Raw genomic sequence first — 26,209 nt, 5'->3', positions numbered from 1 at the left:
CCGACCACCCCTCCCCACCGGCGGATTCGGGCACTGACAGTGCGGCCGGATACGGTGCGGGCCCGAAGACGATCACGCACGACGATCACATCCAGCGCACCGCACGAGCACAGGGGGAGACAACCGTGGGAGCCAAGACCGGACTGCTCGGGTACGCCGACGGGGCCGTACCGGACGCGCTGCGGCAGGTCGCGACGGGGGAGCCGGACCGGGAGCGGACGCACGCCCTGATGCGGCGGCTCTACCCGGGCTGGGAGGTCACCCCCGCCGCGGACGGCACCCTCGAAGACACCTATCCCGCCAACGGAACGGCCTTCGCCGGGAGTTGGCCCGGGCTGGACCTGGTGTGCGACAAGGGCGTGATGCTGGACTTCCCCTCCCAGCTGCCCGCCCGGCTCGTCGAGGCGAGCCGCGGGCGGCGGCTGGTGCTGCACGCCATGCACAGCGCCGTCGACTGGCTGGCCTTCGCGGTGTGGGAGGACGGCGTGCTGGTGCGCTCCCTGAGCGTCTCCCCGGAGGACGGGATCACCGAGGACATCGGCGAGCCGCTGCCCTTCGAGCGCCCCTACTGGGCCGGTGACCGCCCCGCGGACGTCGTGCCGTGGCCCGACGAGGACGGGGAGGAGGAGGCCTACTCGCTCCCCTTCCACCCGCTGCAGCTCGGCGAGGACGCGCTGCGCGCCCTCTTCGGCTTCACCGTGGAGGGCTGCCCTGCCCCCGCGGACGTCGACCCGCGGGCGGTGCCGCTGCGCGGCTTCGCTTTGCGCGACCCGGCGGGCCCGACGCCGGAGGAGCGGGCGGCGGAGATCCGGCGGCTGGTCGAGTCGATGCCCCCGCCGCGCTTCTACGGCCTCCAGCCGGACGGCTCGCTCGCCGAGGTCGCCCCGCCGTTCGCGGGCGGCGGAGTCCAGGCCGTCTCCGGCGAGTAGCGTCGCCCGTCCGCCCGTCCGCCCGTCCGCCCGTCCGCCCGTCCGCCCGTCCGCCCGTCCGTCCGCCCGCCGGGCCTCGGCCTGAGCCCCCCGCCTGCCCGGCGGCAGCGTTTCGGGGATACGCGGTGTGCGTGGTCGTAGCCGTGTCGTATGCTGCGCACAGCAGCCGCACATCGCACATCTGCCCGGTTTCCCCGAGGATGGCGCGAGGGTTGAGCGGCGCTCTCGACTCCGGCGGGTTCACCGGATTTTCCTGTGGGGGGAAATCACTGTGCGTAGGCGCAGCATTTCTACCGCGACAGCGCTCGCGGTCACATTCAGCTCGGCGGCGCTGAGCATCGCGGTAGCGGGTTCCGCTACCGCGGCGTCGGCAGTTGTCACCTCACCCGGTGGCATCGCCGTCGACGGTGCACTGCACAAGGTCTTCGTCGGCGACCGCTCGTCGGGGAAGATCGTGGCCACCGACTACAACGGCAATCTGGTCGACTCGGTGAGCGGCATCAGCGGGGTCTCCGACCTGACGGTGTCCGACGACGGGTCCGTCCTCTACGCGGCTTCCGAGGGTGCCCACCAGATCGTGGCCCTCGACGCGGCCACCCTCGACGTCAAGACCCGCTACTCCGTCGCCACCAACAAGGGCCCGCGCTACGTGGCGTTCGCCGCGGGCAAGGTCTGGTTCACGTACGGCGACCAGTGGAGCGGCAACCTGGGGTCGGTCGACCCGTCCGTGACGGCCGCCCCTTCGTCGGCCCGGTCGCTCTCCGCGGACACGACGGAGCCTCCGACGGCCGACCCGACCGCGGACCCGACGCAGTCCGCGACTCCGGAGCCGTCCGACACGACGACCGCGGAACCGACTGAGCCGCCGACGCCCGACCCGAGCGTCTCCCCGACCGCGGACCCGACGCAGTCCGCGACTCCGGAGCCGTCCGACACGACGACGCCCGAGTCGACCGGCACGGCTACACCCGAGCCGTCCGAGAGCTCCACGCCGGAGCCGACGGCGACTCCGACCCCCGACCCGACGACGACTCCGACCCCGGTGGACCCGGTGACGCTCGGGCAGTTCTCGGGGATCTGGGGTCCGGGGATCCTCGACACCAACCCGTCGGTCCCGGGCGTCCTCGTCATCGGCCAGACCGGTATCTCCACGGACTCGATGGCCGTCGTGGACGTCTCCAGCGGCACCCCGCAGCGCACTGCCTGGTACGCGGGCGACTACACGCTGAACTCCGGCATCTCCGACATCGACCTGGTGCCCGGCTCCTCGCAGGTGCTGGTCAACGGCTCGCAGCTGGACAACTACGCGAACGGGAAGTTCACCGCCGGCAGCGTCTACCCCGGGGGCCAGCTCGCCGACGTCGCCGCCGACGGGCTGGTCGCCCAGGCGACGGGAACCAACGTGGCGGTCTACCGGCCGAACGCCGCCAAGCCGCTCCGCACGTTCGCGGTCGGCGGGGCGGTCGGCGACCTGGCGTGGGCCCCGGACTCCTCACGTGTCTTCGCGCTCGTGGGAAGCGGCAGCAGCTACACCCTCAAGCCGCTCACCGACCCGACGAAGAACGTCCCGACCCTGACGGTGAGCGCCCCGGCGACCGCCACCCGCGCCAAGACCCTCACGGTGACGGGCAAGCTGTCCACGACCGTACCGGTGGCCGCCGGCACCAAGCTCCAGGTCGTCCGTACCGACCTGGCGAGCCCCAACGGCAGGGGGCTGGTCGCCGCCACCCTCAAGGCGGACGGGTCGTACGCCTTCACCGACGTCCCGCCGGTCGGCGGCACGGTCACGTACAAGGTCACCTTCCTGGGCGACGCAGGGCACGTGGCGGTCAGCGCGTCCCGCAGCGTCCTGGTGCCCCGCAACGCGACGACGCTGACCCTGAGCAACACCGGCAAGACGTACAACTACCACTCCACGGTCACCTTCACCGCGCACCTCGGTGCGACGTACAGGAACCGCGTGGTCGAGATCTGGGACGACCCCTACGGCTCGGACCTGGGCAAGAAGCTCCTGAAGACGGGCACGGTCAACTCCCACGGCGACCTGTCCGCGTCCCTCCAGCTGGTGCGGGACACGACCTTCACCGTCGTCTACCGGGGAGACGCGCTCACCTCTCCCCACGCGGTGGAGGCGAAGGTGTACACCCGGGTCTCGCTCTCGACCGCCATCTCCCACCAGTACAGGACGGGCAAGATCGGCTCGACGACGTACTACTGGTTCCACAAGTCCACGGCTCCGTACGTCACGACGTCCATGACGTACTACCCCGGACGCGCCGCGCGCGTGGACCTGCAGGTCTACTACGCCGGAAAGTGGTACCCCGAGTCGGAGTACTTCCTGCTCAGCAAGTCCGGGAAGGTGACCGTCGACCTCGGCGCACCGGGCCAGTCCGGTATCAAGGCGCGCGTCAGGTCGGCGTACATCGACACGCTGTCCGGCGACAACGTGAACTCGACGACCTACACCTCGTGGCGGTACCTGTACTTCGCCAAGTAAGGCTCTGACAACCACGAGGGCCCGGCCGTCACGACGGCCGGGCCCTCGTCACGCCGTCCTCAGCGCACGGTGATCGTGACCGTGACGGTCTTCAGCACGGCCGGCAGCCTGGTCGTGTCGACCTTGAGGATCTCGCCGCTGTCCTCCGCGCCCGTCGACGGCAGGACCTTCTGGTGGACCGTCCACGTACCGTCGGGGTCGACGGCGATGCTGTCGATGCCGAAGTCGTCGTCGTTCGACAGGTACAGCGTCCTGCCGCCGTCCGGCGTCGCGACGCCCTCGACCTTGTCGTGCGCGAAGAAGCCGCCGGTCGGGTCGAGTTGGCTGACCAGCGCGCCGACGTCCAGCGTCTGCTGCTTCTGCGCGACGTTCACGCCCGCGGCGGTCAGCGCGGCGAGCGCGTCGTTCGTGCCGTCCTTGCCGACGAAGGCCTCCGGCGACTTGCCGCCGATGGTGAGCCCGCTGACGTCGGTGGCGCCGTTGACGTCGACGGTGTACAGCGTCTTCTTCGCGAACGGCTGGTAGTTGCCGTCCCGCTCGTCGACCAGGAACTTCGTGCCGGACAGCGCGGTGATCTCGCTGTTGGCGTCGCCCGTGGAGTCGGGGTCGTCCAGCAGGTACAGGTACTGCCTGGTGGCGAAGGTGCGCAGGTCGACCGTGACGATACGGGTCGGCGCGACGTTCTTGGCCTTCGTGCTGCCCAGGTCGGGCTGCTGCAGCGCGGACTGCATGATGCCGACGAGGGTGCGGCCGTCGGGGCTGACGGTCAGGCCCTCCATGCCCTTGTTGGTGGCGCGGTGGGCCAGCTCGGCGGGCAGGTAGCCGAGGATCTTGTGCTCGGCGTTGTCCACGCTGTCGCGGTACGGCGTCAGGCGGCCCAGCTCGTAGCCGTCGGCGTCGAAGTGCGTGATGTACGGGCCGTACTCGTCCGACACCCAGAAGCTGCCGTCGGGCAGCGCGACCAGGCCCTCGGAGTCGTAGCCGTACGCGTCGCGCGCCACGGGCACGGGGGTGCCACCGTTGGCGTTGGTCTTGTCGACGTCGTCGATGACCTCGGTGGTGTCGTGCGGCGGCAGACCGCTGTACTTGACGCCGCCCAGGCTCTTCGGGCCCTTCAGCGTGACCTGCGCGACCAGCTCCGCCTTGCCGTCCACGAGCTTGAACTCGCCGATCTGCGGGGTGAAGTCCAGCAGCATCTCGGACTTGTTGCCGTCGGGGGCATCCGCGTTCGGGCCGCGGTCCGTCAGACCGTAGAAGTAGCCCTTCTTGTGCGGGACGGGCGTCAGCGACGAGCCGTAGCCCTCGCCGGACAGCCGCGTGGTGGTGCCGTTCGGCCCCTTGACCTGCGCGAGCGGCGCCAGGGGGGTGCCCTTCGCCGTGGTGTCCCCGAACAGCTCCACCGCGTCGGTCGTGGTGTAGGTGAAGGTGTCTGTGCCGTGGAAGCCGGCCTGAGGCTCGTAGCTGAAGCTGCCGTCCGCGCCGATCGTGAGCGCGCCGTGCGCGGGGGCGGTGTGCCGGACGACCGCGGTCGCGCCGGAGTCGTTGCGCAGGACGTCGCCGGAGACGGTGCCGCCGTGCGTGGAGTACGCGTCCGCGCTCGCGCGGAAGTCGTGCGACGGGGAGAGCCGTCCGGCGCTCTGCGCGGCCGCGGTGCCCGCGCCCGCGACGGCGACGGCCACGCCTATCGCCATCGCGACGCGCGTACGCCTGCGCGCGAGGAGGGATCGTGAAGTCATGCCCCCGAAGGTGTCCTTCCCCGGTGAACTCCGCGCCGCCCGAGGGTGAACCCCCGGTTGAAACCAGCACCGTTCTTGGCGCCGGCCGGGCCGCCCGAGGTGGCTGTGACGTGCGTGTTCCCTGCGGGGACCGGTGGGGCGGGTGTGCCCGGGCGGGGTGCGGTGGTGTGCCCGCGAGCGTGCGGTGGCGTGCCCGCGGGGTGCGGGTGCGCCGCTTTACCAGAGTCGCCGGTGGGCGTCCACCAGTTGAGACGTTCCGGTCCCCCGGGGTGGGCCCGTAAGGAACGATGCGGCCTCATGACGTACGCGGTGACGGTCGACGCGGAGATCCCCGCGGGTGCGCCCGCGCTGGACGCGCTGCAGTGCGAGGGCGCGGTCAGCCTGCTGGAGCGGCACTTCGAGGCGCTGGGGCCCGACGGCCCCGGCGTCACCCTCCTCGGCCGGGTGATCGCCGGGCACCCGCGCGGCGCGCTGCTCAAGGTCGTCGTGGACGCCCCCGGGCTGGAGCCCGCGGAGGACGCGGTGCACGCCGTCGTGACGGAGGTGCTCGTCCGCAGCGGGCTGCTCGCGCACTGGGTGGTCACCCGGTGCGAGGTGCAGCTGCACGACGGCATCGCCCAGGAGAGCCTGGACGCCGCGGACGGCCCGGACGCTCCGCCGTCCGACCTTGCCGAGCGGGCCCGCCGGCACGCGGCCCGTGCGCACCCGGCGGGCGGGCCGGACGCGCCGGGGAGCGCGGGTGCGGAGGCCGACGCGATGCGGCGCAGGCTGCGCGCGATGGCCCCCCAGCTGCGGGCCTTCCCGCACACTGCGGGCAGCGCCGCGGAGATCGCCGCGGGCGCCCTTGTCTACGGCGTCCACCTGCTCGTCGACGAGCTGTTCGCAGACCTGGGGCGGCTGGAACCCACGGGCCCGGGGTGCGCCGGACGCGGCGATCCCTTCCTCGTCCTGGACGACCTCCCGGCGGAGTACACCGGCCATTACGACGTGCTCTTCGTCCGCCGCCTGGTCACGACCGCGGTGACCATGACCGGCCGCCTCGCCCAGCCGCTGCCCGCGCCCCCGGCCTGCCCGGCCGAGCGCCTGCTCATGCGTCTGCTGCTGGACCGGGCCGAGGCGACCGCCGACCTCTACGGCCTGCTGGACGCCGAAGTCCGCACCGCCTTCGGCGACTTCGCCGCGGGCCTGGACGCGACCACGGCCCCGTCCCCCGTGGCCGACTGGTTCACCCCGCTCTCCGACGACCGCTTCGTCCACCCGTACGCGGCGGAGGACGGCGAGGAGGACGCGGACGAGGACACGGGTTCGGACGAGGACGCGGACTCGGACGCGTACGACGAGGAGGGCGCTCAGCCGTAGCGGCGTTGCAGGTCCTCCACGAGGCGGATCTCGGCGGGGCTGAGGGTCGGGTCGGCGAGGCGGAGGCGGGTCGCGGCGGGCAGGCCGGCGCGCACGTCGGCACCTGCGGTGCGGTTCGCCGACCGCAGCAGGGTGCGCAGCACCAGCCGTGTGGCCAGGGGCAGTTCGAGGCAGCGCAGGATCACCGACGTCATGGCGACGTCGACCTCGGGCCCCCCGGCCCGCGCGTTGGACCAGTCGATGACGCGCGGGCCGTCCGCGGTGAGGAGCACGTTCTCCGGATGCAGGTCGAGGTGCAGCACCCGGGCGTCACCGGCGCCGTCCTCCCCGAGAGGCGGCAGCCACTCCGGCGCCCGCAGCTCGTGCAGCTCGCGGTGCAGCCCCCCGAGTACCGCCCCGTACTCCGCCGCCCGCCACGGGTGCTCGCGCAGCGCCTCGGCCATGGTGGGGCCGTGCAGCCGCTCCATGACGAGGTCGGCCCCGTCCGTTGCGTGCACGACGGGTACGGGGTAGCCCGCGGCGGTCAGCCACCGCAGGATGCGCGCCTCCTGCGCGGTGGAGCGGCCCCCGTCCCGGAAGCGGCGCAGCACCCACCCCTCGCCCACGGCGTACACGTCCGCCTCGCGGCCCTTCGCGATCAGGTCCATGCGGGGGAGTCTGCCAACTCCCTTGCGCCGCCGCCCGATCGGGGCCCAAAACTCCTCGCAGGGGAACGCTTGTGCGCCCGGCGGGCAAAGGTTAGTGTCCCTCCGCCGCATATCAAGAATTGTCGCAGGCGGGGGACATGTCCGGGGAGAATCAGGCTCGGCCGAAAGGCGCGGGCGCTTGGGGTCAGGCCATCACGGCGGTGGTGCTCATCGGGGGGCTCGGCGCCGCCCTGCTCATCTTCCGGCACACGCACCCCGACGACGGCGCGAGATCGTCCCCGGCCGTGACGTGCTCGCACGACAAGCCGACGGCGAAGGGCTCCCCCTACCTGTCCGGGACGCAGCTGTGCGAGCTGCTGTACGTCCCCAACCTGGCCGAACTACTGGGCACGCCGGGGGAGGAGGCGAAGTCCACGACGACCAGCGGGAGCACGCCGCCGACCGACGACAAGGGCCTGTCCGGCCCCTACGCCCAGGTCTCGTTCCCGACCTGGACCGTGAACCTGGCCGCCACGTACCACAACCTCCCGATGGCCCAGGTGGTGAAGATCTTCGGCGCGGACGCGCGGCAGCGTACCGTCCTGGGCCACCCCGCGGTCTCCTACGCGGATCGCGCGATCAGGATCAGCCTCGGCTCCGGCTCCGGCGGATCCGCGCCCGGCGCCCCGTCGACCGTCCTGTCCGTGTCCATGGACCCCGCGGGCTCCGGCAAATCCTTCGAACTCACCCTCTGGCGCACCGACGGCGCCTCCCCGCCGGACGACACCACCCTCCTCCGCGTCGCCGATTCCCTCCTCCCCACCCTCCCGGGCTGGACGACCACCTGACCCGCGAACCCTCCCCGCTCACACCTCCTCCCCGGAGACGCTGAGCCCGAGGTCGGCCAGCACCGCCCGCGCGAGCTGCGGCTCCTGACCGGAGCTGACGACGGCGCCGGTCAGGTTCGCGCCCCCGACCAGCGCGTCCAGCCCGCTCCCCCGCAGATCGGTCCCGCGGTAGTTGCCGCTCCGGAAGGCAGTCCGGTGCAGGGTGCAGTGGTGGACAGCGGTTTCCCCGGCAAACTCGTTGCCGGTCAACTCGGCCTCGCTGAGGGAGGATCCGGTGAAGACGAGGGGGCCGGTGGCGCGGGCCCCGGCCACGGTGGCGTAGTCGAGGCGGCAGCCCTCGAAGAGCACGTTGTCGAAGGTGCACTCCTCGAAGGCGGCGCCGATGAGCGTGCAGTCGCGGAAGAGCACGCGGCTGAACTTGCCGCGCGCGCAGCGCAGGGCGTCGAAGGTGCAGTTGGTGAACTCGACCGCGTGGAGGCGCGCCTCGTCAAGTCGCACGCGGTCGGCCCGGACACCTTCGAGTCGGCCGCCGACCAAGCGCGTAGCCGTCAGGTCGAGATCGCGTAGCCGCTCGTCGGCGTACCGGAAGGCCTCGATCGCATCGTGGGTGGTGCCGAGGTGGGGGACGTCGGTCAGGGTGGCGCCGAACGAGTCCAGGTTCGGCAAGGTCACGGTGATCGCGCCGAAGCGGCGGGTGTCCACGGGGGTGTTCCTTGGGTGCGTCAGGTCGGGGGTGGCCGGGGCCGGGAGGGTCCGGATGCCATCGTTCACGACTTCTACGGGATGGCGGGACGGCCGGGCCGCCGGGTGGATTCATCCGCTCGATGTGATGAATTCACCGTCGGGTGTGAGGAATTCATGAAACGCGGGATAACACCTCACACGCACCCGTTCCGGCCTGCGGTGTCCGCTCTGGCGTGAATCCGCCGTCGTCCGGGGGAATTTCCCCTGCCCGGGTAATCGTAGACGCCCGCGCCTCTGGCAAATTACACTCGCTGCCTCCGGAGAGGTCCGGAGGACAGTCATCCTCGCCCAGTGTCCTGGCGCCACATTTAGGCCAGCGCGTGCCCGCACGCCGCCGCGCCCGTCCCTTGTGTTCTCAACCAGGCTGCCCGTAGCGCCTGGTGGGCATCACGACCGCTGTGACCGCTCCCGCCGGAGCCGCGCGGCCCGCGCGGTTCGGCGGCCTCCTGAGGAGATCCGCTCACATGACGAACGTCGCGCTGCATTCGCTCGCCCCGCACGCCGATTTACAAATCGCCATCATGATGGCCGGTATCGCCTTCGTGCTGCTGGTCGGCCTCGCCCTCGGCGGCATTGCGCCGCGGTTTCGGCAGCCCGTCGTCATGGCCGAGGTGCTCGCCGGTATCGTTCTCGGGCCGAGCGTTCTCGGGCAGTTCCCCGGCGACCTGACGCACAAACTCTTCCCCGTCGATTCGCGCCCGATGCTTTCCGCGGTGTCGCAAGTCGGGCTCGCCCTCTTCATGTTCATGGTGGGGTGGGAGTTCGAGAAGCGCATCCTGCGTCCGCACCGTGGGCTCGCCGCGGCCGTGTCGATGTCGTCGATCGCGTGTGCCTTCGGGCTCGGCGTGCTCGTCGCCGTCTTCCTCTACCCGCACCACAACACCGTGGCCGGGCACCACATCTCCTTCACCACCTTCTCCACCTTCATGGGCGCCGCGATGTCCGTGACCGCCTTCCCGGTGCTCGCCCGCATCATCACCGACCGCAACCTCGGCCACACCCGGGTGGGCACGCTGGCGCTGGCCAGCGCCGCCGTGGACGACATCCTCGCGTGGTGCATGCTCGCGTACGTCTCCGCGCTGGTGACCTCGGGCAGCCCGCGCGACCTCGCGCAGGTGCTGTCGCTGAGCGCCGTCTACGTCGCGCTGATGTTCTTCGTGATCAAGCCCGCGCTGGCCCGCCTGGTGGGCTTCTTCGCCGCCCGCCGCAAATGGCGCGAGCTGCTGGTGATGCTCGCCTCGGGTGCTTTCCTCTCCGCCTACGCCACGACCTGGATCGGCATCCACGCGATCTTCGGCGCGTTCCTCTTCGGCTTCATCATGCCGCGCGAGCCCGCCCGCGAGCTGACCGAGCACCTGCGCAAGCCGCTGGACAACGTCAGTACGGTGCTGCTGCCGGTCTTCTTCATCGTCACCGGCCTCGGCGTCGACATCAACGGACTCGGCGGCCGCCAGTACGTCGAGCTGCTGGCCATCGTCGCCGTCGCCTGCCTCGGCAAACTCCTCGGCGCGATCGGCCCGGCCCGCGTCTTCGGCCTGTCGTGGACGGAGTCGCGCGCGCTCGGCCTGCTGATGAACACCCGCGGCCTGACCGAGCTGATCATCCTCAACGTGGCCGTCCAACTGGGCGTCCTGGACAGCCAGATGTTCACCATGATGGTGATCATGGCCCTCGTGACCACGGCGCTGGCGGGCCCGCTGCTCCCGCGCTCCGGCGTCCTCGCGAGCGCGGGCGTCGAGGTCCCGCCCCCCGCCCGCACCCCGGACCCGGCCCCTCCGGCGGAGGAGCCCGCCGCCCAGAAGGCCGAACCCGGCTCCCACGGCTGACCAGGCCCTTCCACCGCGCCGGTACGGGGGCCCGCCCTCCGTACCGGCGCGCGACGCCCTCCGTACCGGCGCGCGACGCCCTCCGTACCGGCGCGCGATGCCGTCCGCGCCCCGGCCGCCGGAAGAGGCCGCCCACCACCGGATCAGGCGCCTCCGGGCAGGTCGCGCGGGTCGCGCAGGTACAGGTCCCGCAGCAGGCCGATCTCGCCGCCGTGATGGGTGACCTCTTTCAGGGCGTGCAGCGCGAGCTTCAGATAGGTCTCGTCGGCCCAACCGCCGGGGCCCATGCCGATCGGCGCCAGGAGCCGCTCGTCGCCGAGGGCCGCGACACGGGAGACGAAGTGCTCCCAGTCCTCGGCCAGCGCCCGGACGCCCTCCTTCGCGGTGCCCGGCCACTCGTGGCGGTCGCCGAGCGCGGGAACGTCCTCGAAGAAGTGGATCACGTAGCCGCGCAGGCAGAGGTTGCCGATGTGCCAGATGCGCCAGGCGATCGTCGTGAAGGGATCCGGTTCGTCCGGACCCGACTCCGGGAACAGCGTGGCGACGCGGAAGACCCCGTCGTCGCCGGGCCGGATGCTGACGCAGCCGTCGACCGGCTCCCAGAGGTACTCCGCGTCGGTCAGGCCCTCCAGCCGCTCGAACAGCCGGAACCGCACGTTCTCGAAGACCGCGAGAACGTCGCGGGTGACGGGGTCGGGCGCGTTCACGTCAGCCATGTCGGTCAGCTCCGGGGCAGGTCGTTCCGCGGCGGGCGGTGGGGTTGATCAGGATGGACGGCCCGCCCGCCCCGGTCAACCGCGGCCGGTGCCTGTCGGCTGCCCGGGAGGTGGGTGACGGACGTGCCGTTCGCCGCGAGGGTGCGCCGAGGCACGCTGGACGAGTTGTTCCGAAGCGATCGGTGGCCGCCGGGCGAGGGCGCTCCCGCGCCGCATCGCTATTCGAGTGCGAGAGCATCCCCCAGCCGGGCTTGCCCGGCGTCGACCACCCTGGCGAGCGCGTCGAGCCGGTTGTCGTGCGCCGCAGCGATGGCTTTGAGGACCAGCGGCGAGTGGGGCAGGTCCTGCTGCGCCTGGTTGGTCATCACGCAACGCTCGCTGGAGCGCACGAGTTCAATGCGCAGGGTGCCTCCGATACGGGCCTTGCGTCCGAACCAGTCGTCCTCGACGAACGGTGGAGTGCCGGGCGGGGTGCGCACGAGGATGTTCGGCCGGAACCGACGTTCGTCGATGGGCACGTCCGGTACTGCCCGGCGGACCCAGTCGAGGGTGGCAGTGGTCAGGATGCTGAGCGGCAGTTGGTCAAAGTGCGAGACATCGCCCTCGCGGGCCACCTCGACGTCGTCTCGGCCGAGGTAGGCGCGAACGAAAGCCGTGGCGTCGGCTACAGGTCGGCCGTGCTGGTCCATCAGTTCCGGCTCGTCGGCATCGTCCGTGTAGCGGGAGCTCAGGTGCAGGAGGCCATCCATGCGCCTGAAACGCCGGGTGCTCTTCCCGGAACCGAACTTGCCCTCCGCATCGCGGACTGCGAACAGCCGGTCGCCCCTGACGCCCCGCGCGTCGACCTCGACGCTCCTGAGCTTCTCGCCGCCGGTCGACTTGATCGGGTACCGCCACAGCTGCTCGATCGTGCCCACGACGTTCGCCACCGGGCCGAGGCTAGCGCACGCCCAGGACCCGACTCTGTGCAGCGAACCGTACAGACCCGGGCCGACGGCCCCAGCGGTTGGTGGGCGGACGAGACGCTCGTCCCGACGCTCGTCACCGGTTGTGCTGTGGGCGGCTCGGCAGTGGGCGCAGGAGTGCGACACCGCACAGCACGGGGATCAGCGCGGCGAGCGTCCAGGTCAGGCCGGCGAACTCGGCGGCCCAGCCGATCACGGCGGGGCCGAACAGGATCCCCGCGTAGGTGAAGGTGGTGAATCGGGAGATGAGCGCGGCGGCTTCCGGGCCGTCCGCCTCTGCCTGCCCGGCCGCGCTGTAGGCCAGCGGTATCAGGACCGAGGCGCCCGCGCCCGCGACCGCGAACCCGCCGATGGCCGTGGCCGGGTTCGGCGAAAGCAGCGCCGTCGCCAGGCCGCATGCCGCGACGAGGCCGCCGGTACGGAAAAGGGCAGGGGCGCTGTAGCGGAGGGTCAAGCGGTCGCCGATCACCCGGCCGACCGCCTGAGCGCCGGTGTAGGCGGTCACGGCCGTCGCCGCGAGGCCGAGTGACGCGCCCCGGGAGTCGTGGAGGAAGATCGCGCTCCACCCGAGGGCGGCGCCTTCGCAGACCATCAGCGCGGTGCCCGTCAGGCCGAGTGCCACGACCTGGCGGCTCCAGCCTCCGCGTCGGCCTCGGTGGCGCTGTGCGGGCATGGACGTGGGGGCGCGGTCGCGCGTGCCGGTCTCCACCAACAGCCGTCCCAGCAGCAGCCCTCCCGCCATGAGCACGGCGGCGGCTACGGCGAGGTGCGTGGCGAACGAGACGCCCGCACGTTCCAGGGCAGCCGTGGCGAGTGAGGCCACGACCGCGCTGATGCTCCATGCGGCGTGGCAGCCGTTGAGTATGGGACGTCCGACGCGCTGTTGGACGGTGACGGCGTGCGTGTTCATGGCCGCGTCGGTGGCGCCGTGCACGGCGCCGAGCGCCATGACGACCACCACGAGTTCGGCAACTCCGCCCACCAGGCCGACAAGCGCCAGCAGCACGGGCATGACGACGAGCGAGGTGCGCAGCACCGGCCGCGTCCCGATCCGCGCCGCCAGGGGGCCCACGCCCTGCATGGAGGCGATGGCCGCCACGGCGAAAACCATGCCGATGAGCCCGAGTTGCCCGTCGCTCAGATGGTGCTTGCTCTTCAGCGATGCCAGCCGGACGACATACGTCGACAGCGTGAGCCCGTTGAGAAAGAAGACCGCTGTGGCCGGCCACCGTCCGGACTTCCCCGGTCCGCCTGGATCCTCTGGTGCGGTCGAGCCGTCCCGGACCGGGCCGGCAGCCGTCGGTGTCGCATGCGCCGCGGTCTGTTCCTCGGCAGTCATCGTGCGCGCTCCGTCACGTTCCCCCCGTGATCCGAGGATGCCCGGACGGCGGGTGGGAAACGGATCGACACTAGCACCGCCGTACATTGCCGGGCCGCTCCCCGGCAGATCACCCACGCGTGCCCGCTCGACCAGGCCGGTCCGACCTGTACTCCCGTAGAGCTCGTGACACGATCACGCGAGCCGGTCCCGGTCGTCATGTAGTGCCGCAGATCGCGGATGGCACATGTCTCGGCGAACGCGATGTCGGAAATCTGCCAGCATGCTCGTGGTCGGTCGGGCGAGAATCCGCTCATGATCGCTGAACCGCAGGGAATCCGCATCCGGCATCGCGGGCATGAACCGCAGGTCCATCCCACCGCTTACATCGCCCCGACGGCCACGCTGGTCGGTGATGTCCGCGTGGGGCCGAGGGCGCGGGTGATGTACGGTGCGGTGCTCGATGCCGAGGGGTCTCGGATCGAGGTCGGAGAGGCGGCGGTGATCTGCGAGAACGCGGTGTTGCGCGGGTCTGCGGTCGCCGGCGATCAGCCGGTGCTTGTCGGCGACCACGTCTTCGTGGGGCCGCACGCCACGCTGCTGGGCTGCGAGGTCGGCAGATGCGTCTACGTGGCGACCGCGGCGACGGTCCTGCAGCGCGCACGGTTGGGGGCCGGCTCGGTTGTCGCTGTCGGCGCGCTCGTCCATGCGCGCACCGTTCTGCCGGACGAGTACTTCGTGCCGCCGCACACCGTGGCGCTTGACGCGCCGGTGCGGCTGCTGGCCCCTGGCGATCCCGGCCTTGCCGAGGCCATCGGGCAGGTGGGCTTCGCGCAAGTGGCGTTCGGCGTCGACGCGGAGTGGACCGACCGGATCAACCGGTACGAGCACATTGCGGAGGTGCGCGTCGCCGAGTTCGGCACGCACGCGGACGACGAGGTTCTGAATCTCGGCCAATGACGCCTCATGGGCCAATGAGCCTTTTCCAACCTGCTGATGCTGCACAGTTGGGGTGACAACGAAGTGAAGCCCCCGACAGATGGGTTTTCGACCAAGAGAACCGTCTCCACCAGAGGCTTCGCATGCTTGTCTACCCGTCCGGCGTGGACGTGTCGGCCCGATCCGGGGGACGCGCGGACGCGGGCACCGCGCCTCGCCCACAAGGAGATGTGCACGACGCTGTGACGCCGGTTCCCTCGGCCTTCGCGCCGGATCACGCCGTGGGACGAAGGTCGAAGGGTGCCTCGCGGCGTATCGTCTCGCGGTACCAGCGGCCCCATTTATCCAGCTCGTCGGTAATGGACTCCAAGCTGTGCCCGACCTCGGTGAGTGCGTACTCGACCCTCGGCGGCACCTCGGCATACACGGTGCGTGTCACCAGGCCGTCGGCCTCCAGTTCCCGCAGCTGGCGGGTCAGCATGCGCGAGGTGACACCCGGCAGCGCGCGCCTCAGTTCACCGAACCGGTGAGTGCCCGAGACCAGCTGTTTGAGCACGGCCAGCTTCCAACGACCCCCGAGTATTTCCATGGCGAACTCGACCGCACATTCCTCCGGAACGTCCTCGACGCCAGAACGCACTGCTGACCTCCATTGGTATACAGAATGTGCCTAGGGAACATCAAAGACCGTACTTGTCAGGAGCATTGGTTCTCCCTGAAGTTGAGCGTATGTCAAAAAGGGAGGCACCGTCACCGGTGCGGGTGACCGGCAAGACGGAAAACACGGGGCCTTCTCAGGCCCCGTCCAAACGGCGGTGGCTGGTGCTTGCCGTGGTGTCGGGAAGCCTGCTGCTGTGCGGCATCGACCTCACCGTGCTGCACGTCGCCGTGCCCAGCATGAGCCGGGAACTCAATCCCACGCCCTCGGGACTGCTGTGGATTGTCGATGTCTACTCGCTCACGCTCGCGGCCCTGCTCGTCACCTGCGGCACGCTCGGCGACCGCCTCGGTCGGCGCCGCATGGTGCTCAGCGGGTTCGCCGTTTTCGGACTGGCCTCGGCGGCGGCGGCCTTCTCCACCTCGACGGCGCAGCTCATCGCGGCGCGGGCCGCGCTCGGAATCGGCGCCGCCATGATCATGGCATCCACAGTGGCGATCATCAGGGTCGTCTTCACCGACGACCGCGAGCGCGCCTTCGCCATCGGGATCTGGACTTCCGCCCACAGTGTCGGCGCCACGATCGGCCCGCTGGTCGGCGGTCTGGTCACCGCGCGATGGGGCTGGGGTGCGGTCTTCCTGATCAACGTTCCGATCGTCGTCGTCCTGCTCGCCGTCGGTGGCAGAGTCATTCCCGAGTCGAAGAATCCCGTCCCCCGCCGCTGGGACCTGGCAAGCGTGGCGCTGTCCGTCATCGGCCTGGCCTGCGTGGTCTACGCGCTCAAGCAGGCCGGCGAACACGCGGGCGTGAACCGGCCCATTCTCACTGCGGCCGCCATCGGGAGCTTCCTGCTCCACCGTTTCGCACGCCGCCAGCGACGCATCGACGAGCCGCTCCTCGACTTCTCCCTCTTCAGCGAGCGTCGCTTCACCACCGCCACCCTGTGCGTGATCGGCTGCTTCGGCTCCTACGTCGCCCTGCTGTTCTTCCTCACCCAGTGGCTGCAGCAGGTGGGTGAGTACACACCCCCGCGCGCCGGACTCGCTCTGATGCCCCTCGCGGCCGCCAACGCCATCGGCGCGATCACCGCACCCGGGATCTCGAGCCGATGGGGCAACCGGTGGGCGCTCACCGGAGCACTCGTCCTATTCGCCACCGCCCTTTCCGCCATGGCCACCACCGGCGACACCGGCCACTACGGCGTGCTGCTCCTCCCGCTGCTCGGCGCGGGATACGGTGCCGGCATCGTGATGACACTCGGTGCCGACTCCATCATGGGCGCCGCCCAGCCGGAGCGCTCGGGGGAGGCGGCCGCGATCCAGGAGACCTCCTTCGAACTCGGCGCCGGCCTCGGTGTCGCCGTCCTGGGCAGCGTCCTTGGCGCCGTGTACCGGACCGGTCTGCCCCCACTGTCAGATCTCGATCCGGCCCAGCGGGCAGCGGTCGGTGAATCGCTCTCCAGCGCCGAAAATGTTGCCGCCGGCCTCCCGTCCGAAACCGCGCAGGAACTGCTGCGTACGGCACGAGAGGCCTATGGTCAGGGCTTCACCACCGTGCTGGTCATCGCCTCCGTCGGCCTGATCGCCACGGCTGCCGCCGCAGCCGTTGTGTTGCGCCCGCCGGAGAAGCCATAGAGCGGTCAGGGACCACGCGGCGGCCCCGGCCAGCTTGCGGCTGATCTGGGTCTGGCTCAGAAGCCGTATCTCAACCGATGATGGAACGTGTGAGTCGAAAAGGGCCCGTACTGGGGACGATGAGAGACCCTTTCCCCAGGTCGGAAGGCCGTGAATCGGTCCCACGCGAAGATCCGCGCACTCGTCGAACAAACCAAGGCCACCCTCAAAAACTGGTGGCTCCTGCGCGAGATCCCGTGCGCCACCACCCGGATCACGGCCTCGTCCAAGCCGTCCTCACCCTGCATCTGACCAGCTCAGAGCGATGACGGAAAAGGCTCACTGTGCTGTGGTGAGGTGACGCGCCGTCCGGATTCCACGTTCGCTGTTCGCTCACCGCGCCGGTGCGGGGGTTTCGGCCTCGGCACCGGCGCGTTGCGTTGGTGTGCTCGCGCCGGGGGCGCTCGGGGGGCGTATTCGGGGGCGCGGGCGAATTGCTTAGCCGTACATCTCGTTTGTACGGGTAAGGAGGGCAGACACGCAGGGTGGGGGTGGGGTAATCCAGAGTCATGGCGAACCCACGGTTTCGGCGAGGGCCGAGGAAGAAATACCCGACTCCCTTCGAGGCTCTGGGTGCGCAATTAGGGCGGGTTCGCGCGGCGCGGGGCTACACGCAGCCCCAGTTGGCCACGGCTGCCGTGATCAGCCTCAGCACGCTGGAGTCCATCGAGCAGGGCCGTCGTCCGCTGACGCTGGAGTTGGCGCAGCAGTTCGACGAACTGCTGGATACCGGCGGCACGCTGGAGGTGGGCGTCGAGAACCTGCCGGACCTGGCAGCTGCGATTCCCGTCTGGGCGCTGGCGTTCATGGACGCGGAACGAACTGCCATTACCATCTCGTCGTTCGAGAACCAGGTATTGCCAGGTCTCCTCCAGACCGAGGCATACATGCGCGCGCTCTATGACTACCGCGTGCCGGTTCAGAGCCCCGAGGAAACCACAGGTCAGATCGCCGCTCGACTCGAACGGCAGGAGATCCTGCAACGCCACGTGCCTCCCATCGTCAGCTTCGTTCTGTCCGAGGCAACAGTGCGGGATCGCTTTGGCGGTTCCGAGGTCTACCGAGAACAGCTCTCGCATCTGCGCGCGTGTGCGGGCGTGCCGGGTATCACGATCCAGATCCTGCCTCTCGGTCTGGCGGGTCACGCAGGGCTTTCCGGGCCATTCGTGCTGTTGGAAACCCCTGATCACGAGCACCTCGCGTATGTCGAGACGCAGCGCGGCAGCCAACTCATCCACGACCCCGACGAGGTCAGCATCCTGGCCGCGAAGTATGCGATGCTGCGATCACAGGCTCTCAACCCCGAGGAAACGAAGGGCCTGTTGGAGCAGCTGCTAGGAGAGCGATGACCGAGTCCCTGAAGTGGTTCAAGTCCAGCTACAGCGGCAGCCAGGGCGGTAACTGCGTGGAGATCGCCTACGCCTGGCGGAAGTCGAGCCACAGCAGCGAAGAAGGCGGCAACTGCGTCGAGGTCGCCGCCCACCCCGGGGCCGTTCACGTACGGGACTCGAAGGACCCGGAGGGCCCCGCCCTCACGTTCAGCCCCGACGCATGGTCCGCGTTCGCCGCGTTCGCCGCGGCGCAGGACGTGGCGACCGCGTAGAACCGCGTCGTACCGACCGCCGTTCGGGCTCTCCGCTGCCCGGGCGGCGGTCGGCGTGTGTGCGGGGCCGCGAGTGGCCGGAAAGTGGCCGAACATGCACCTTGCCGCCTGCTGCGGCGTACGGAATGACTGGGGAATCCGTACGACGAGTTGGAGGAGAACGTGCGAAGAACTCCCGTAGCACTCCTGGCCGTCGGCCTCGCGGCCACCGCCGCGTCACTCGTGCCCGCCGCCCAGGCGTCGGCCGCCGACGCGGGGACGAGCCTCGTCCTGAGCAAGGTCTTCAGCGGGCCCACCCCGGGGGAGAAGGACCACTCGGTGACGCTCCAGTGCGAGCCCACCGGCGGCAGCCATCCCACCCCCGACGCGGCCTGCGCGTCCCTCATCGCCGTGGACGGGCAGTTCGCGAAGCTGCCCACGGTGTGGGCGGCGTGTCCGGCCACCTACGACCCGGTCACCGTGAGCGTCAGCGGCACCTGGCACTTCAAGACGGTGTCCTTCACGCAGACCTACACCAACGACTGCGCGGCCGGGGTCCTGAGCGACTACGTCTTCCGCTTCTGACCCGCCCCGCGCGTCGGGCGCCGCCGCGTCATCCGGCGGCGGCCCGGTCCGTACGGGTCACGCGTCACGTACCCGGCTCGCGCCTTGTGTGCGCGCCCGCGGGCGGGCAACGATGTCAGCCATGACCTCCGCGGATCTCGTCGCCTGCCCCTGCTGCTTCCAACTGACCCTGAAGGAGCGGGCCGACTTCGAGATCTGCCTGGAGTGCGGCTGGGAGGACGACGGGCAGGATGACGCGGACGCCCACATGGTCCGCGGCGGGCCCAACGGGCGCCTGAGCCTGACGCAGGCCCGCCTCGACTACCGCGCGTACGTGGCCGAGACGGACGAAGGGTCCGTGACGCACGGCGGACCGGGCCTGTGGCTGTCGGAGGCGCACCGCCAGGTCCCGGACCCGGCAGAGTAGCCGGGCCTCTCGCGTGCGCGGGTCGCGTACGTGCCCCGCCGGCGGAGGCGGACGGCGCAGGGACGGCCCGGGCGCGGGGGCGGCCACCTGACCGGCCGGACGGGTCCTAGTCGCCGCCCGAGCGGAACATCGTCCGGAAGGCCGCGGTGAGGGCGAAGGCGATGGCCACGACCGCGAAGGCCAGGCCGATCGTCGCGGCGGAGCCGACCTCGGAGGGCGGGAAGGCCGCCTGGCGGGCGACGTTGAGGACGATCGTGACGGCGGCGAACGTCCACCGCGAGGCCTTGTCGAAACGGCGCATGCCCGTACCCCCTTTTTAGCACGGCTGTGTCACTTACAAGATAACACGGGCGTGCGATAATGGCGGGATGCCGAAGGTGGTCGACCACGAGGAGCGGCGCGCGGAGCTGGCCGGTGCGCTGTGGCGCGTCGCGCTGCGGGAGGGCTTCGACGCGGTGAGCGTCCGCTCGGTCGCGCGGGAGTCCGGCTGGTCGGCCGGAGCGCTGCGGCACTACTTCGCAGACAAGACGGCCATGGTGCTCTTCGCCGTCGACCACGCCGTGGCCGCCGTACGGGAACGGGTCGCCGCGGCCAACGCCGCCGCGGGCGCGCTCTCGCCGGAGTTCGTGCAGACGCACCTGGAGCAGTTGCTGCCGCTGGACGACGAGCGGCGGCTGGAGTCCGAGGCGTGGTTCGCGCTCGTCGTCCTCGCCCACCGGGACCCCGCGGCGGCCGAGCGCCGCGCCGAGGTCGACGACCTGATCCGGGACTCCGTCGAGAGCGCGGTCGCCGCGCTGGCGGAGCTGGGCAGGCTCGGAGAGGGCCGCGTCCTCGCCGCCGAGGCCGCCCGACTGCACGCCCTCCTCGACGGCCTCGTCCTCCAGCTCCTCGCCCGCCCCACCCGTCTGACCCCGCCCCGTGCCCGCGCCCTGCTGGCCGGCCACCTCGCCGACCTGGCCCACCGGGCGGGCTGACGGCGGCGGGTCAGCGCTGCGCGCCGGGCTCCGGAAGGGCCGGTCCGATGTGCGTGGCCGGTCCCGCGTGCATGGCCGGTCCCGCGTCCGCAGTCGGCCCCTCGGGCGCCGCGCCCTCCCCTCGGGCGGCCCGCTCCTCCGCGCCCAGCTCCTGGGTGCCGATCACGGACAGCAGGGCCAGCTGCTCGGCCCCCCGGCTGCCGGGCGGCGCGGTGAACCACAGCAGGCGCTGGCGGCCGTCCTCGCTGAGCAGGGTGTGGCAGTCGAGCGTGATGACGCCGAGCGCGGGGTGGAGGATCCGCTTGCGCTCCTCGCGGCGGACGGCGACGTCCTGGGTGTCCCACAGGGCCGCGAACTCCGGGCTGCGGCGGCGCAGCGCGGCGACCGTCCTCGCGACCTCCGTGTCCCGGCCGCGGCGGGCGGCCGCCGCCTGGAGGTCGGACACGAAGACCCGCGAGTGGTGCGGGTGGTCCTCCGGCAGGTAGTAGTCGCGGGCTCGCGGGTCGGTGAACCAGCGGTACACGAAGCTCGCCGCCGGACCGCGCGGCGGCGGGGAGCCGCCGAGGAGGGCCCGGGCGAGGCTGTTCTCCACCAGGGTCTCGTGCAGGTCGGTCATGACGCGTGCGGGCGTGTCGGCGAGCCGGTCCAGGAGCGCGAGCAGCGCGGGCTGCACATGCCCCGCAGGCCCGTGCGCCGGCGGCGGCACGGGCCGTTCGGCCAGCCGGAACAGGTGGTCGCGCTCGTCGCCGTCGAGCCGCAGGGCGCGGGCGAGGGCGGCCAGGGTCTGCGCCGAGGGCTGCACGCCGTTCTTCGTGCTGCCGCGCTCCAGCTCGGTGTAGTAGTCGGCCGACAGCCCGGCCAGTTGCGCGACCTCCTCGCGGCGCAGCCCGGGGACGCGCCGGCGCGGGCCGTGCGGCAGGCCGACGTCGGCGGGACGGATGCGGTCGCGGCGCGTCCTGAGGAAGGCGCCGAGCTGCGGAAGGTTCACCGCTCCATCGTCGCTCGCGCGCCAGGCCGTATCCAGGCCGTATCCAGGGGGTGCCGTCCCCCGGGTAGGTGCAGCCCTGGCCGAGGACGGCGGAGCGGCCGATCGTGGACGGCGCGGGCAGGGCGCCGGCCGCACGCCGCCGCCCCGCCCGCACCGATCAGTTCCACGCGTCCGACTCAACGATCAGGAGCCCACCGGCCATGCCTTTCGCGAATTTCAAGGTCCCCGAGAAGACCCTCACCGCGCAGCAGAAGGAGCAGATCGTCACCCGTACCACCGAGCTGTACATCGAGATCTACGGCGAGCAGGTCCGCGGCAACACCATGGTCCTGGTCGAGGAGGTGGCCGACGGCGGCTGGGGCATCGGCGGAAACGTCCTGACCCTCGCCGTGCTCGGCGAGGCGGCACCGGCGGAGCCGGCGGCGGACGCCGGATGACCCGCTGACATGTCGGGCGGGCGTGTGTAAGGTTCGCTAGGTGACTGAGACCATTACCTCGTCAGGTGCCGGCGGTACGGACGGCCTCGGCGTCGGCCCTGGCCTCGACCTCGGCCTTGGCCTCGCGGAGCTGAAGCGCGCGTGGGTCGAGGGCTGGGTGGTCTCCCGGGCGGCTGCCCCGCCGGTCGAGGAGCCGTGGGGCTTCACGGTCGACGTGGGGCTGGTGCCGCAGGTGCGCCGGTACGTGCTGCCGGACGCGGACGAGGGGCTCGTCCGTATGTTCATGCGGACCGTCACCGCGCCAGGGACATGGATCAAGTGCTTCCTGGAACCGGAGATCGTCGAGGCCTGGCTCGCCCCGGGCTGGGCGCTCGACACCCCCGGTTTCCTGATGGCGACCCGGCTCGCCCCGGTGCCCGAACCCCGCTGCCCGGGCGGCTACCGGCTGCGCACCTGGACCCGTGGCGGCCTCACCCGCGCGCTCGTCACCACCGGCGACCACGCCTTCGCCGCGCGCGGCCAGATCGCGGTCCCCGCACCCGGCGCGGCCGCCGTGATCGACCAGATCGAGACGGCGCCGGACCACCAGCGGCACGGCCTCGGCAGCTTGGTCATGCACACCCTGTGCAACGCGGCGGCGGCCGCCGGATCCCCGGCCGCCGTCCTGGGCGCGACCACCGAGGGCCGCGCCCTCTACGAACACCTGGGCTGGACGTCGTACGGACCCCTGACGGGCGCGGTCCTCACCCCGCCCGCCTGAACCCCCGCCCCCCCGGCGCGTCAGCCGAAAGTGGGCCCGGCTCGGACCAGCACCGCCGCCGGTTCCGGATCCGGCACCCGGGCCGGGGGCTGACGCTGCCGACCGGAGTGCCGGGCGACCCTATCCGGCGGCCGAACGCTCCCATTCCCGCGCTGCGGAGAGCAGGGCGGCACGGTGCGGCATCGGATCCGCCTCGGCGCGGTGCTCCCAGAACGCACGGACGGTGCGGGCGAAGACGGCGAGGGCGGCCGGGGCGGCTTCCGCGTAGGCGGGCACGACGCGGGCGAGGGCGTCCGCGTCGCGGAAGCCGTGTCCCGCCGCGATCAGCCGGGGGATCCACAACGCGGTGTCGGCCCACTCCGGCCCGGGGCAGGACAGGGCCCAGTCGACCAGGCCCACCGTGGGGCCGCAGACCAGGATGTTCCGCTCCCCGAGGTCGGTGTGCGCGAGCGCCGACCCGTCGAGGACCGGCCCTTGGCCGGCGGGGGTGAACGGCGCCAGACGATCCCGCAGCGGACGCTTGCCGATCTCCGTCGGCCACCGCGTCGCCGAGAGCAGCGCCAGCGCCTCCGCGACGGGGAGGAGGTCCGGTGAGCCGCACGCGAAATCGGCGTGCCGCCCGGGGAGCACGCTGTAGCCGTAGAACAGCCACCCAGCCCCCTCCGCCTCCCACTCAGGGAGCGGCGCCATGGGCGCGTGCGCGACGACGCGGAACTCATGGCGGTACGTCCATGCGTCCGGCGCGTCAGCGGGGGTGCCCTTCGCGAAGAACGCCTTCCCGCCGGTGCTGAGTCGGGCGACGAACGCGGACATCACACCTGCGACCGGTGTGGTGGCGGAGCGGACGGGGCCGATGACGTGCTCAACCGCTCGTCGGGCGTCGTCGGGGAGGTCTGTCCAACGGGTGCGGATCACGGATGGCCGTCCTCCTCGCTCGGTGCGGGCCGGAGCCCCGGCTTCCCGGAGCGCCGGCCCGCCGTGGGGGGTCAGCCCTCAGGCGTCAGGGGGCTGTCGGAGCAGTTGGCGTGGCACTGCGAGCACTCCGCCAGGTCTATCTCGGGCCAGAAGCCGGGGTCCACCAGGAATCCGAGCTCTGTGATCGTGTCGACGGCGCGCCGGCGGAGCACCTTGCCGCCGCCGTGCTCCTCCGGGTCGAGGTATCCGGGCTTGTGGTGGACCATCGCGCCGAAGCGGTCGGTGCACCAGGCCATGTACGCCTCGGTGTGCATCAGCCATGCGGGCCAGTAGTCGTCGACCTCGGGCGACGGGCTGAGCGGCCGGTCGGACGAGGCGCAGGCCGCGAGGAACGCGGCCATCTGCCCGACGCCGGTGTTCGCGCGGTCCTCGGTGATCCCCGGGTGCTGCGCGCGGACAGTCGTGATGATCCGCTCGCGGTCGTCCGGCGACAGGAGTTCGCGCGGGTCGACGAGATACGCGGTCGTGTCGGTCATGCGGCTTCCCTTCCCACTGGTGGGTGCGACGAGGGACACGCTAAGGAAGGGAGCACTGCGGAACCAGAATTATTGGCGTTGTCGGGTAAAAATCACGGACCAATCGGCGAGGAGTTCGCGGCACTCATCCCCGAAGAGCGCGTACTGCTCATATGTTTCGAAGTCCTTGAGGTAGGCGGACACATCCTTGCGATCCCGCAATATCAGCGCGCCGGTTCCGGTCTCCACCGTTGCAAGCCGTTGATCGTAGACCGTGAAAGTGTTGAGCGGCCGCTCCGGGACGTACCCGTCCAGCGGGATCACACCCAGGCGTACCTGCGGGATGCGGGAAACCGATGCGAGGCGATCCAGTTGCACGGCCATCGCCATGGGTGGCAGGAGTGGCCACCTGACCGCCTGCTCGGTGAGGATGAAGGTGAACGACTTGGCGGGATCATAGAGAATCTGCTGCCGTTCCAGCTTCTTGGCGATGGTCTTCGACTGGTCGCCCGGAACATCGGCGATGCTGGCGCGCACGTAATCCGGCGTGGCGAGCAGTCCGGTGATCATCGACAGGAGGAAGAAGCGGAAGTCTTTCGACGCGCTCTCCAGCCTGGCCAACTCGTTCTGCTTCTTGTCCAGACCTCGCCGGCGCGAGGACCAATGATCCTGCCATTCCGTGTTCGCGGTCCGCGCGAGGGCGATGATCTCTGCCGCGGAACCTTCCTCCGCGCCGAGGGCGTCCAGGATGAGTTCGACGTCGACCAGAGACGGTGTGAGCTTCCCGCTCTCGATGTTGCTGACCTTGGTCTGTGACATCGCACAGCGGCGGGCGAGCCAGGTCTGTGTCCTCCCGGCTCGTCTGCGCTGGCTCCTCAGCGAGCTTGCCAGGTCGGACCTGGCAGGTCCCAGCGTCTCGGGATCAAGCGTCAAGGCCCTTCACGTACTCCTCGAAGGGCACCGATGCGGCGACTGCGATGCGCTGGTACTCGACGAACTGCGCCGCGACGCCGCCACGGACCTCGCGGCTGAGCTGGCGCCCGTCCGGGTCGTAGTTCATCAGGACCACTTCCGTACCGTCGAAGATCCAGAAATCCTGAACGCCTTCCAGGGGGTTGGCCCGACTCGTCACATCCAGGATGCGGATCTCCTCGCCCGCCAGCGAGTGGGGTGCGTAATACTGGGAGAACTCGAATCGCAGGTATGGCGAGAGCGGGCGGGTGACGATATGGACGCGCCCTTGCGAGCGTCCTTCCGCCACCTGTCGGCGGAGCCGGTCCGTGTACTCGTTCGAGACTTCCCGGGGGTCGATACGCGCCCCGGCCCTGAATGCCGCGAATTCATCCTCCTCCTGCGGCATGAGGTACTGCGGAAGAGTCTCCAGTCGCCAGGCCTCCCACTGGAACCCTTCAAACCGAGCCACCCATTCCTCACCAGCCAAGAGCACGAACGGCCTCCCTCAAAATCTCCTCCGGAATCTCCACGAGTGCTTCTCCGTCAGGCGTCGTGAAGGCGTGGGACACCTCTCCCTGGACCACGAATGACCCCGATGCCGTCCGGTAGACGTTCGGACAGTCGTCCTTGCCGCACGTGCCGTTGCCGTTGCCGGTGAGCAGGGTCAGTTCTTCATGAGCCATGACGGTGAACCCCCTCGGACCGGCCTCGTGCGGGCCGGTTGTCACGACGGTAATGGCGGGGCGTCCGGGGCGTCCATGCGAAAGCCCCAATATTTGCGTCATCGCATAAAGCGGCCTCAGCGTACGGCGAGTCGGCAAGATGCGGCCGGGGCGGCCGGTCAGGGGGCCATGAGGTCGTCCTCCACCACCGGGTGGACGCGGGCGAGCCAGGATGGACGTACGCGCCGTGTCCGTCGAAGAGCCGGAAGGCGCGGATCGCGGGATCGGCGGCGCCGAGCGCGGGGTCGCCGGTCGTCGCGGCCGCCACCCACGTACGCGGCATGGGCGAACCGCCCCACCCCACCATGGCCCCCGCGAGCACCGCGGTCTTCGCGAAGTCCCCGGACAGCAGCGGCAGCACGGGCGCCAGCGCCTCGATCGCGGCGTCCAGCTTCCGCTTCCGGCTGCCGGGCAGCCCCTCGCGTACGGCCCCGGAAAGCGCCGACATGGCTTGCCGGTATCCGGCGTCCGACCCCGACTCCATCTGGACGACCCGTTCCCCGACCAGCTTCCCCACCCCGGCGGCCATGGCGCGCA

29 protein-coding genes and 1 pseudogene are annotated in these 26,209 nt (G+C 70.9%); 15 read left to right on the top strand and 15 right to left on the bottom strand.

All coding sequences use genetic code 11. The features are described 5' to 3' along the window. The first annotated feature begins 125 nt into the window (after nt 1–125). Complete coding sequence (locus tag IH54_RS0118815) at nt 126–929, top strand: DUF6928 family protein (RefSeq protein WP_052397611.1); 804 nt, start codon at nt 126–128, stop codon at nt 927–929. A gap of 271 nt (nt 930–1,200) precedes the next feature. Beyond that, a complete protein-coding gene (locus tag IH54_RS0118810; RefSeq protein ID WP_159011942.1) occupies nt 1,201–3,426 on the top strand; it encodes a hypothetical protein in 2,226 nt (741 codons plus the stop codon). A gap of 59 nt (nt 3,427–3,485) precedes the next feature. Here IH54_RS0118810 and IH54_RS0118805 read toward each other — a convergent pair whose 3' ends face one another. After that, nucleotides 3,486–5,162 (bottom strand): esterase-like activity of phytase family protein, encoded by a 1,677-nt coding sequence (locus IH54_RS0118805; protein ID WP_052397609.1) that lies wholly within the window; start codon nt 5,160–5,162, stop codon nt 3,486–3,488. 297 nt (nt 5,163–5,459) lie between these two features. Between IH54_RS0118805 and IH54_RS0118800 the strand changes: the two genes are divergently transcribed. Further along, nucleotides 5,460–6,521, top strand: coding sequence for a hypothetical protein (locus tag IH54_RS0118800; RefSeq protein ID WP_052397608.1), 1,062 nt, complete (start codon nt 5,460–5,462; stop codon nt 6,519–6,521). Here IH54_RS0118800 and IH54_RS0118795 read toward each other — a convergent pair. Next, nucleotides 6,512–7,168 (bottom strand): phosphotransferase, encoded by a 657-nt coding sequence (locus tag IH54_RS0118795; protein WP_031518228.1) that lies wholly within the window; start codon nt 7,166–7,168, stop codon nt 6,512–6,514. The two genes, IH54_RS0118800 and IH54_RS0118795, sit on opposite strands and share 10 nt — an antisense overlap. 137 nt (nt 7,169–7,305) lie before the next feature. Here IH54_RS0118795 and IH54_RS0118790 point away from each other — a divergent pair, with 137 nt between their 5' ends. Beyond that, nucleotides 7,306–7,995 (top strand): DUF6215 domain-containing protein, encoded by a 690-nt coding sequence (locus tag IH54_RS0118790; protein ID WP_043181481.1) that lies wholly within the window; start codon nt 7,306–7,308, stop codon nt 7,993–7,995. Between the two features lie 18 nt (nt 7,996–8,013). Here the strand turns inward: IH54_RS0118790 and IH54_RS0118785 are convergent, their stop codons facing one another. Then, the gene (locus tag IH54_RS0118785) at nt 8,014–8,697 is read right to left on the bottom strand and encodes a pentapeptide repeat-containing protein (protein ID WP_031518226.1); all 684 of its coding nucleotides are present in this window, start codon (nt 8,695–8,697) and stop codon (nt 8,014–8,016) included. Nucleotides 8,698–9,203: 506 nt separating this feature from the next. Here IH54_RS0118785 and IH54_RS0118780 point away from each other — a divergent pair. Then, the gene (locus IH54_RS0118780) at nt 9,204–10,565 is read left to right on the top strand and encodes a cation:proton antiporter (RefSeq protein ID WP_052397606.1); all 1,362 of its coding nucleotides are present in this window, start codon (nt 9,204–9,206) and stop codon (nt 10,563–10,565) included. A gap of 143 nt (nt 10,566–10,708) precedes the next feature. Here IH54_RS0118780 and IH54_RS0118775 read toward each other — a convergent pair whose 3' ends face one another. From IH54_RS0118775 to IH54_RS0118765, 3 genes are all read right to left on the bottom strand, one after another. Beyond that, entirely contained in the window at nt 10,709–11,281 is a 573-nt protein-coding gene (locus IH54_RS0118775) for a DinB family protein (protein ID WP_031518224.1), read from the bottom strand. A gap of 218 nt (nt 11,282–11,499) precedes the next feature. Beyond that, complete coding sequence (locus tag IH54_RS0118770) at nt 11,500–12,210, bottom strand: MOSC domain-containing protein (RefSeq protein WP_031518223.1); 711 nt, start codon at nt 12,208–12,210, stop codon at nt 11,500–11,502. Nucleotides 12,211–12,322: 112 nt separating this feature from the next. Next, entirely contained in the window at nt 12,323–13,585 is a 1,263-nt protein-coding gene (locus IH54_RS0118765) for an MFS transporter (protein WP_031518222.1), read from the bottom strand. A 294-nt stretch (nt 13,586–13,879) separates the two neighbouring features. Between IH54_RS0118765 and IH54_RS0118760 the strand changes: the two genes are divergently transcribed. After that, a complete protein-coding gene (locus tag IH54_RS0118760; RefSeq protein WP_031518221.1) occupies nt 13,880–14,524 on the top strand; it encodes a gamma carbonic anhydrase family protein in 645 nt (214 codons plus the stop codon). A gap of 253 nt (nt 14,525–14,777) precedes the next feature. Here IH54_RS0118760 and IH54_RS0118755 read toward each other — a convergent pair whose 3' ends face one another. Then, a complete protein-coding gene (locus tag IH54_RS0118755; RefSeq protein WP_031518220.1) occupies nt 14,778–15,143 on the bottom strand; it encodes a winged helix-turn-helix transcriptional regulator in 366 nt (121 codons plus the stop codon). A 122-nt stretch (nt 15,144–15,265) separates the two neighbouring features. Between IH54_RS0118755 and IH54_RS0118750 the strand changes: the two genes are divergently transcribed. The 6 genes and pseudogenes from IH54_RS0118750 (at nt 15,266) to IH54_RS0118725 (ending at nt 19,407) form a co-directional block, all read left to right on the top strand. After that, nucleotides 15,266–16,795: an MFS transporter gene (locus tag IH54_RS0118750; RefSeq protein ID WP_234343612.1), complete on the top strand. Its 1,530-nt coding sequence runs from the start codon at nt 15,266–15,268 to the stop codon at nt 16,793–16,795. A 123-nt stretch (nt 16,796–16,918) separates the two neighbouring features. Then, nucleotides 16,919–17,103: pseudogene (locus tag IH54_RS43370) on the top strand (IS5/IS1182 family transposase); the annotation flags it as partial. 240 nt (nt 17,104–17,343) lie between these two features. Beyond that, nucleotides 17,344–18,183, top strand: a complete 840-nt coding sequence (locus IH54_RS0118740) for a helix-turn-helix domain-containing protein (protein ID WP_031518217.1) — start codon at nt 17,344–17,346, stop codon at nt 18,181–18,183. Then, nucleotides 18,180–18,437, top strand: a complete 258-nt coding sequence (locus tag IH54_RS0118735; RefSeq protein WP_031518216.1) for a DUF397 domain-containing protein — start codon at nt 18,180–18,182, stop codon at nt 18,435–18,437. Before IH54_RS0118740 ends, IH54_RS0118735 begins: the two co-directional genes overlap by 4 nt. Nucleotides 18,438–18,599: 162 nt before the next feature. Beyond that, nucleotides 18,600–19,001 carry an SSI family serine proteinase inhibitor gene (locus tag IH54_RS41770; RefSeq protein WP_063762328.1) on the top strand — a complete coding sequence of 134 codons (402 nt, stop codon included), beginning with the start codon at nt 18,600–18,602 and terminating at the stop codon, nt 18,999–19,001. 121 nt (nt 19,002–19,122) lie between these two features. Beyond that, nucleotides 19,123–19,407 (top strand): CPCC family cysteine-rich protein, encoded by a 285-nt coding sequence (locus IH54_RS0118725; protein WP_234343610.1) that lies wholly within the window; start codon nt 19,123–19,125, stop codon nt 19,405–19,407. A gap of 106 nt (nt 19,408–19,513) precedes the next feature. Here IH54_RS0118725 and IH54_RS0118720 read toward each other — a convergent pair whose 3' ends face one another. Beyond that, nucleotides 19,514–19,708, bottom strand: a complete 195-nt coding sequence (locus tag IH54_RS0118720; RefSeq protein ID WP_031518213.1) for a hypothetical protein — start codon at nt 19,706–19,708, stop codon at nt 19,514–19,516. A 67-nt stretch (nt 19,709–19,775) separates the two neighbouring features. On the opposite strand from IH54_RS0118720, the gene IH54_RS0118715 reads away from it, so the two are divergent. Then, entirely contained in the window at nt 19,776–20,381 is a 606-nt protein-coding gene (locus IH54_RS0118715) for a TetR/AcrR family transcriptional regulator (protein ID WP_031518212.1), read from the top strand. A 10-nt stretch (nt 20,382–20,391) separates the two neighbouring features. Here the strand turns inward: IH54_RS0118715 and IH54_RS0118710 are convergent, their stop codons facing one another. Next, nucleotides 20,392–21,369, bottom strand: coding sequence for a helix-turn-helix transcriptional regulator (locus IH54_RS0118710; RefSeq protein WP_078862336.1), 978 nt, complete (start codon nt 21,367–21,369; stop codon nt 20,392–20,394). A 200-nt stretch (nt 21,370–21,569) separates the two neighbouring features. Between IH54_RS0118710 and IH54_RS0118705 the strand changes: the two genes are divergently transcribed. Then, nucleotides 21,570–21,806 (top strand): tautomerase family protein, encoded by a 237-nt coding sequence (locus tag IH54_RS0118705; protein ID WP_031518210.1) that lies wholly within the window; start codon nt 21,570–21,572, stop codon nt 21,804–21,806. A 40-nt stretch (nt 21,807–21,846) separates the two neighbouring features. After that, nucleotides 21,847–22,566, top strand: coding sequence for a GNAT family N-acetyltransferase (locus IH54_RS0118700; RefSeq protein ID WP_324607805.1), 720 nt, complete (start codon nt 21,847–21,849; stop codon nt 22,564–22,566). Nucleotides 22,567–22,686: 120 nt separating this feature from the next. Here IH54_RS0118700 and IH54_RS41765 read toward each other — a convergent pair whose 3' ends face one another. The 6 genes from IH54_RS41765 to IH54_RS0118675 form a co-directional block, all read right to left on the bottom strand. After that, entirely contained in the window at nt 22,687–23,481 is a 795-nt protein-coding gene (locus tag IH54_RS41765; RefSeq protein ID WP_159011939.1) for a hypothetical protein, read from the bottom strand. A gap of 71 nt (nt 23,482–23,552) precedes the next feature. Next, nucleotides 23,553–24,017, bottom strand: a complete 465-nt coding sequence (locus IH54_RS41760; protein ID WP_031518207.1) for a hypothetical protein — start codon at nt 24,015–24,017, stop codon at nt 23,553–23,555. Nucleotides 24,018–24,086: 69 nt separating this feature from the next. Further along, on the bottom strand, nt 24,087–24,929 hold the full coding sequence (locus IH54_RS0118685) for a helix-turn-helix domain-containing protein (RefSeq protein WP_031518206.1): 843 nt from the start codon (nt 24,927–24,929) through the stop codon (nt 24,087–24,089). Further along, complete coding sequence (locus tag IH54_RS0118680; protein WP_031518205.1) at nt 24,919–25,443, bottom strand: DUF6879 family protein; 525 nt, start codon at nt 25,441–25,443, stop codon at nt 24,919–24,921. The genes IH54_RS0118685 and IH54_RS0118680 overlap by 11 nt, the downstream gene beginning before the upstream one ends. Beyond that, the gene (locus IH54_RS43365) at nt 25,427–25,633 is read right to left on the bottom strand and encodes a hypothetical protein (RefSeq protein WP_078862335.1); all 207 of its coding nucleotides are present in this window, start codon (nt 25,631–25,633) and stop codon (nt 25,427–25,429) included. Before IH54_RS43365 ends, IH54_RS0118680 begins: the two co-directional genes overlap by 17 nt. Further along, on the bottom strand, nt 25,623–26,201 hold the full coding sequence (locus IH54_RS0118675) for a hypothetical protein (protein WP_031518204.1): 579 nt from the start codon (nt 26,199–26,201) through the stop codon (nt 25,623–25,625). The genes IH54_RS43365 and IH54_RS0118675 overlap by 11 nt, the downstream gene beginning before the upstream one ends. Nucleotides 26,202–26,209 lie beyond the last annotated feature (8 nt).

The sequence above is a fragment of the Streptomyces sp. NRRL F-5123 genome, from assembly GCF_000721495.1.
Classification (GTDB): domain Bacteria; phylum Actinomycetota; class Actinomycetes; order Streptomycetales; family Streptomycetaceae; genus Actinacidiphila.
The sequence above is the reverse complement of the archived record's forward strand: the minus strand, read 5'-3'. Positions and strand labels throughout refer to the sequence as shown.